Annotated in this window: 7 protein-coding genes; all 7 read left to right on the top strand. The window is 65.3% G+C overall.

The features are described 5' to 3' along the window. Window positions 1-485: hypothetical protein (locus QGG75_21800; protein ID MDP6069861.1), on the top strand; the 485-nt coding region annotated here is incomplete at its 5' end. Between the two features lie 4 nt (window positions 486-489). Further along, on the top strand, window positions 490-1,302 hold the full coding sequence (locus QGG75_21795; GenBank protein MDP6069860.1) for a glutamate mutase L: 813 nt from the start codon (window positions 490-492) through the stop codon (window positions 1,300-1,302). A 3-nt stretch (window positions 1,303-1,305) separates the two neighbouring features. Continuing rightward, complete coding sequence (locus QGG75_21790) at window positions 1,306-2,847, top strand: long-chain-fatty-acid--CoA ligase (GenBank protein MDP6069859.1); 1,542 nt, start codon at window positions 1,306-1,308, stop codon at window positions 2,845-2,847. A gap of 15 nt (window positions 2,848-2,862) precedes the next feature. Beyond that, window positions 2,863-3,603, top strand: a complete 741-nt coding sequence (fabG, locus tag QGG75_21785; protein ID MDP6069858.1) for a 3-oxoacyl-ACP reductase FabG — start codon at window positions 2,863-2,865, stop codon at window positions 3,601-3,603. A gap of 2 nt (window positions 3,604-3,605) precedes the next feature. Next, entirely contained in the window at window positions 3,606-4,019 is a 414-nt protein-coding gene (locus QGG75_21780) for an OB-fold domain-containing protein (GenBank protein ID MDP6069857.1), read from the top strand. 153 nt (window positions 4,020-4,172) lie between these two features. Continuing rightward, window positions 4,173-5,324 carry a thiolase family protein gene (locus QGG75_21775; GenBank protein MDP6069856.1) on the top strand — a complete coding sequence of 384 codons (1,152 nt, stop codon included), beginning with the start codon at window positions 4,173-4,175 and terminating at the stop codon, window positions 5,322-5,324. A 6-nt stretch (window positions 5,325-5,330) separates the two neighbouring features. After that, window positions 5,331-6,767: AMP-binding protein (locus QGG75_21770; protein MDP6069855.1), on the top strand; the 1,437-nt coding region annotated here is incomplete at its 3' end.

Genomic DNA, 6,767 nt, shown 5'->3' with positions numbered 1-6,767 from the left:
TGCTCATCATCATCCTCGAGCAGTTCTCCAACGACTTCTATCAGTCCCTGCTGGGCTGCATGACCCGGGCCCAGGGCCCCGAGGCCGGACTGCGTTCGATGCTGCGCACCCACATCGACGTCATCGGGGCGCGGCGCAAGGACATCAAGATCCTGGTCGAGGACAAGGTCCACATCGAGGGCCAGAAGCTCGGCTCGATCAAGAGCAAAGAGCGCGACATTCTCAATCTCTACACATCATGCCTCGATGAATTGCTGTCGGCCGGCCGCATAGCGGGGCAGAGCCCCACCGTGGCCGCGCTCGGCGTCATCGGCATGATCAACTCGCTCTATCACTGGTATCGCGAAGACGGGCCGTTCGGGCTCGAAGAACTCGGCGAGGTATTGCTCGGCATCATCACCGGCGGCTTGTTCGGTGCCAGCGACGGGGCACTGCCCGCCGTTCACGTAGACAAACGGATCGGAAGCGAAAAAAAGGGGAGGTAAAGCGCTGGCACTTGCCGGCGACATCATCATGCCGACCCCCATGGCGGTTCTCAAGGCGGCCTCTCTGTTGGCCGACGGCAGCGCCGGCGAGGAGGGATTGGGTGAGCTGATTGTCGTCGACGTCGGCGGCGCGACGATCGATGTGCACTCGATTGCCGAGGGCGGACCCAGGCGCACCGGCACCGTGGTCAAGGGTCTCCGCGATCCCCGCGCCAAGAGGACCGTGGAGGGGGATCTCGGCATCAGACACAACGCACGGTCCATACTGGAGCTGGCTGGGGAGCAGATGATTCTCGACAACATGCCCCCCCCGGCCGGCCCCGAAGCTGCAAGGATCGACCTTGACCGGGCGACCAAGGAGCTGCACCACGACGTTGCCGCGCTGCCCGGCAGCGAAGCGGAGCATCTGGTCGATATCGGGCTGGCCAGCGCCGCCGTGGGCATCGCCGCGAAGCGGCACGCCGGCAGCATCGAGGAAATCTATTTCCCCACCGGCAAGGCCCGGGTTCAGTACGGCAAGGATTTGACCGGGGTTCGCTGCCTGATCGGCACCGGCGGGGTATTTGCCCACGGCAGGTCGGGGTATTGGATTCTTCGGGCCGGCTGCTTCGACGGCAGCGCGCCTGCGTCACTGCTGCCCGCCGCCCCTGAGCTGTTCCTGGACCAGCACTACATCCTGTTTGCCATCGGGCTGCTGGCCGGGAAATATCCCGGGCCGGCCTTGAGGATCATGAAGCGGGCACTCAAGAAAGAAGAACATCCGTTGAGGGCGCAGGGTTGGTGGCGCCGGGGCGAAAAAATATCTGCAGGGAGGTGAGAGATGCATGTCATCGGTGACATTGTCCGGCTGAACGCCAAGCGGTTTGCCAGCAAGGATGCGCTGATATTTGACGATCGCCGCATCAGCCACGGCGAGCTCAACGCCGAAGTCAATCGCTGTGCCCATGGGCTGCTGTCCAGCGGCGTGGAGCCGGGCGACAGGGTGGCGATGCTGACCTTGAATTGCCTGGAATGCGTCGTCATCAATTACGCCGCGGCCAAATGCGGCGCCATCGTCGTGCCCATCAACTTCCGCTACCAAAAGGATGAACTGGTCTATGTCGTCAACGATACCGGTCCCAAAGTGCTGTTATTCGGTGCCGAGGCGCGGGATCTGGTGGCCGACGCCAGGACCGATTTCGATGCGGCGATCGACCTGATAGCGATCTCCGGCGAGCCCCTCGATCCGGGACGCAGCCTGAGCGAATTGATTTCGCGGCAGGCGGATTCGGAGCCAGATGTCGAAGTGGCCCCGGACGCGCCCTTCACCATTACCTATACCAGCGGCACCACCGGGAAACCCAAGGGCGTGCTGGCCTCTCACCAAGCCTATCTCGACATCTACCAGGGCATGGCCGTCGAGGGTGACGTCGAACCCGGCGAGGTGACGCTGGTGGCTCTGCCGCTATTCCACACCGCGGGAATGCACGCCCTGGTCGGACCGACGCTGCTGCGCGGAGGCACGGCCGTGATCCTGGGTGCCGGGTTCGATCCCGACCAGGTCCTGGAGGCGGTGAGCCGCCATGGCGTGACGCTGACCATGTGGGTGCCGACCATGCTGGCCATGCTGGTCAACCATCCCGGCGTGGCCAACTACGACATCGCCCAGCTCGACAAGATTTGGTACGGCTCATCGCCCATTACGCCGACGCTGCTGAAGGCATCCCAGGATCTTTTCGGCGCCCGGTTCTACCAGTGGTACGGCCAGACCGAGACCGGCATGGTTTCGGTCCTGAGGCCAGAAGACCATCATGAGCAATCCCAGTGCACAGGTCGCGAAATGTTCAACGCCGAGCTCAGGGTGGTGGACGAGCAAGGGCGGGATACGCCGGTCGGCGAGGTGGGCGAGATCATTTCCGCCCAACGCTCGTTGGGCATGATCGGCTACCACAACCAGCCCCAGGCCACAGCCGATACCGTGCGCGGCGGCTGGATCCATACCGGCGATCTGGCGCGGGTCGAAGAGGGTGGCTTGTTCACCATCGTCGACCGGCTGCGCGACATGATCATCAGCGGTGCCGAGAACATCTATCCCAAGGAGGTCGAGGACGCCATCGCCGCCCATCCGGCGGTGCTCGAGGTGGCGGTATTCGGCATACCGGACGAGGTCTACGGCGAATCGGTCTCTGCCGCCGTGGCGCTCAAGCAGGGCGCAAGCGCCTCGGCCGACGACATCGTGGCGCACTGCGCCGAACGCCTGGCCCGTTACAAGAAACCGAAACAGGTCGAGTTCCATGCCGAGCTACCCAAGAACGCCATGGGCAAGGTGACCAAGAACGTACTGCGCGAGCCCCACTGGGCGGGCCGCGACAAAAAAATCTAACACCTGGAGGGTACCGTGAGATTAGAAGGCAAAACCGCGATCATTACCGGAGCGGGCGGCGACCTGGGGCGGGGCACGGCGCTCCGCCTGGCCGAGGAAGGCGCCCGCGTGCTGGTCAACGACATCCGGCTCGAAAGCGCCGAGGAGACCGTGGCCCTGGTCGAGAAGGCCGGCGGCCAGGCCATCGCCAACGCCGCCGACATCACCGATGCCGAGGCCGTGGGCGCCATGGTGGACCAGGCCCTGGGCGCCTGGGGCCAGGTCGACATCCTGGTCAACAACGCCGGCGACATCCGCGACTCTCTCATCGCCAAGATGTCGGAAGAGGCCTGGGACTGGGTGCTCGACCTCAACCTCAAGGGCAGCTTTCTTTGCACCCGGGCGGTGGCGCCGCACATGATCGAGCGCACCTCGGGCCGCATCGTCAATCTGAGTTCCTTGGCCTATAAGGGCAACATCGGCCAGGCCAACTACGTCGCGGCCAAGTCGGGAATCGTCGGCCTGACCCAGGCCAGCGGCCTCGAATTCGCGCGCTACGGCATTTCGGTCAACTGCGTGGCACCGGGCCTGATCGACACGCCCAAGACCGATACGCTGGACCAGGCCACCCGCGAGCGCCTGGTGCGGTTGACCCCCATGCGGCGGATGGGCGATATCGTCGACATCGCCAACGCCATTCTCTTTTTCGTCTCGGACGAGGCCAAGTACGTCACCCGCCAGGTAATCCACGTCAGCGGCGGCATGGAGGGGTTCTGAACATGAGCGAGCCCGTGGCGCTACGCGCCGATCTTTTCGAGTTTCCGCCGGCCGAGGGGCAGGCTCCGGCGCTGCTGGTCAGCCACTGCACGGCCTGCGGCCGGCGCTACTTTCCGCGCCGCGCCGAGTGTCCGGCTTGTGGTCCCGGCAGCCTCGAGGATACGACCAGCGGCAAGCGCGGCACGGTCTACGCCAGCACCATCGTGCGCGTGCCCTCGCCGGCCGGCTTGAAGCCGCCTTACGCCTACGGCTACGTCGACCTCGAGCCCGACGGCCCGCGGGTTTTTGCCCTCTTTACCGGGGCCGAGCCCGAGTCCTTCAGCCCCGGCAGCCCGGTCGAACTGGTGCTCGAGGAAATCATTGCCAACCGCGAGGGCCAGTCCGTGATCGGCCACAAGTTCCGCCCCGTCGCGTGAGCCCCCCGTGAGCCGCAAAGAAAAGCACCCCCTCCCTGCCCTCCCCCATCAAGGGGGAGGGGTTAATAAACAAGTTTTGGCTCCCTCCCCCCCTTGTGGGGGAGGGCTGGGGTGGGGGGGCGGCCGTATTGAAAAGCCTGAGGAACCAGCAACATGAGAGACGTCTACATCGCCGGCATCGGCTCCACCGTTTTCGGCAAGCACCCCGAGCGCAGCTTGCGCGACTTGGGCCATGAGGCCTGTCGCGCCGCCTTGGACGATTGCGGTATCGCGCGCGCCGCCATCACCGCCGGCTTTTGCGGCAACGCCCTGGCGCCCGCGCTGCAGGGCGAAACCACGGTGGGCCAGAACGTCTTCTGGGAGGTCGGCCTGGCCGGCATTCCGGTGATCAACACGGAAAACGCCTGCGCCTCGGGCTCGACGGCGCTGCACCTGGGCTGGCAGGCTGTGACGGCGGGCTTCCACGACGCCGTTATCGTCGCCGGCGTGGAAAAAAGCGTCATGCCCAAGGGCACGCCCTTGAAGGTGGGAATGGCCGAGCTCGAGACCCAGCTCGGCGACATTTTTCCCGGCGCTTTCGCGCTGATCGCCCAGAAGCACATGGCAGCCTTTGGCACCACGGTCGAGCAACTGGCCCAGGTTTCGGTCAAGAACCACTTCAACGGCACCCTCAACCCCTACGCCCAGTTCCAAAAGCCGCTGACGGTGGAAGAAGTTCTGGCCTCGCCGATGATCGCCGATCCCATCACGCTTTATTCCTGCTGTCCCAACACCGACGGCGCCGCGGCCCTGATCCTTTGCGACGAAGCCACGGCCAAAAAAACGGAAAGGCCCGCCGTGCGGGTGGCGGCCTCGGTGCTGACCAGTGGCACCTACGACACCGGCCGCGACATCACGGGCTGGGAGGCCGAGGAACGCTGCGCCGCCCTGGCCTACGAACAGGCCGGGCTGGGACCTGAGGACATGGACGTGATCGAGGTCCACGACGCCTTTACCATCTCCGAGATCGTGCACTACGAGGGCTTGGGGCTGTGTCCCCGCGGCGAGGGCGGCCGCCTGATCGCCGACGGCACGACTGCCTTGGATGGGGCGCAGCCGGTAAACCCCAGCGGCGGGCTTCTATCCAAAGGCCACCCCGTGGCCGCCTCGGGGGTTGCCCAGATCGTCGAGATCGTCGAACAGCTCCGCGGCACCGCCGGCAAGCGCCAGGTCGCGGGCGCCCGCACCGGCCTGGCCCAGATCATGGGCGGAGCCAAGGACAACGACGTCCGCGCCGCCACCATCCACGTGCTGCAAAAGGATTAGTCTGAGATGGGCGGCATAGACTATTTCGACCGCGGCTGGAGGCTGGTGGGAGACGGCCCGTTCCTGACCAACGGCGAAAGCGGCGAGACGCTAAGCTACGACGAGGTGCGAACCCTCACGTTTCAAGCTGCCAACGGCCTGCACGCCGAGGGCTTTCAGCCCGGCGACCATGGCGCCGTGCTCAGCACGAACGACGCCCAGGCTTTCGTCTGCTCGCTCGGCCTGTTGCGCGCAGGCCTGGCCTGGATCCCCATCAACCCGCGCAACTCGGTGGCCGACAACGCCCAGATCCTCGACCGCTTCGACTGCTCGGTGCTCTTTTACCTCAGCCCCTTCGCCGAGGCCGTCGACGAGATCCGGGCCCAGGCACCCGGCATCAAAAAGTTCATCTGCATCGACACTGCCTCGGGCAGTGCCACGGGCGATGACCCGGCGTTCCTGGATTGGGTGAGTGGATACCCCGCCGACCCCGTGGACGTTCCCGACGACCCCGACGGCATCTTCGCGCTGCAGCCCACCGGCGGCACCACGGACCTGCCCAAGGGCGTGCTGATGACCAACCGCGGCATCGAAAATCTGGTGGCCAACATGCTGGCCGTGGCGCCGCTGGCGAACCCGCCCGTCAACCTGGCGGCGGCGCCGCTGACCCACGCCAGCGGCTTCCTGATGTACTACATCATGGCCGCCGGCGGCCGGGCGGTAATCCTGCCCAAGGCCGATCCCAAGGGGATACTCGAGGCCATCCCGAAATTCGGCATCACCAACTTCATGACGCCGTCGACGCTGCTGTACATGCTGCTGGCGGAACCGGGCGCCCGGACCCTCGATTTCTCCTTGCTGGAATACATTTTTTACGGCGCCGCGCCCACCGCGCCGGAAAAGATCCGCGAGGCCATCAAGGTTTTCGGCCCGGTGATGTTCCAGATCTTCGGCCAGACCGAAACCATGTTCCCCAACACCTGCCTCAGCCGCGAGGACCATTTCGTGGCGGGCGAAATCGCGCCGCCCGACCGCCTGACGAGCTGCGGCCGACAGGCGCCTTTCTGCAAGCTCGCCATTATGGACGAAGACGGCACGCTGCTGCCGCCGGGCGAGGTCGGCGAGCTGGTCTACCGCGGCGCCGGCCTGATGCTGGGCTATTACAAGAACCCGGTAGCCACGGCTGAAGCGGCGGGCTTCGGCTGGCACCACACCGGCGACATCGCCCGCATGGACGAAGACGGTTACGTTTTCATCGTCGACCGCAAGAAGGACATGATCATCTCCGGCGGCTTCAACGTCTTCTCGGTCGAGGTCGAGGCCGCGGTCTTGACCATGCCGGCCATCCGCGACTGCGCCGTCATCGGCGCGCCCGACGAGAAGTGGGGCGAGGCGATAGTCGCCTGCGTCGAGCTTAAGGCCGGCGAAAGCATGGAGGCCGAGGAGATCATTGCGCACTGCAAG

This window comes from Alphaproteobacteria bacterium, from assembly GCA_030740435.1.
In the GTDB taxonomy this organism is placed as follows: domain Bacteria; phylum Pseudomonadota; class Alphaproteobacteria; order UBA2966; family UBA2966.
Note: the sequence above shows the minus strand (reverse complement) of the source record. Positions and strands in the feature narration are given on the sequence as shown.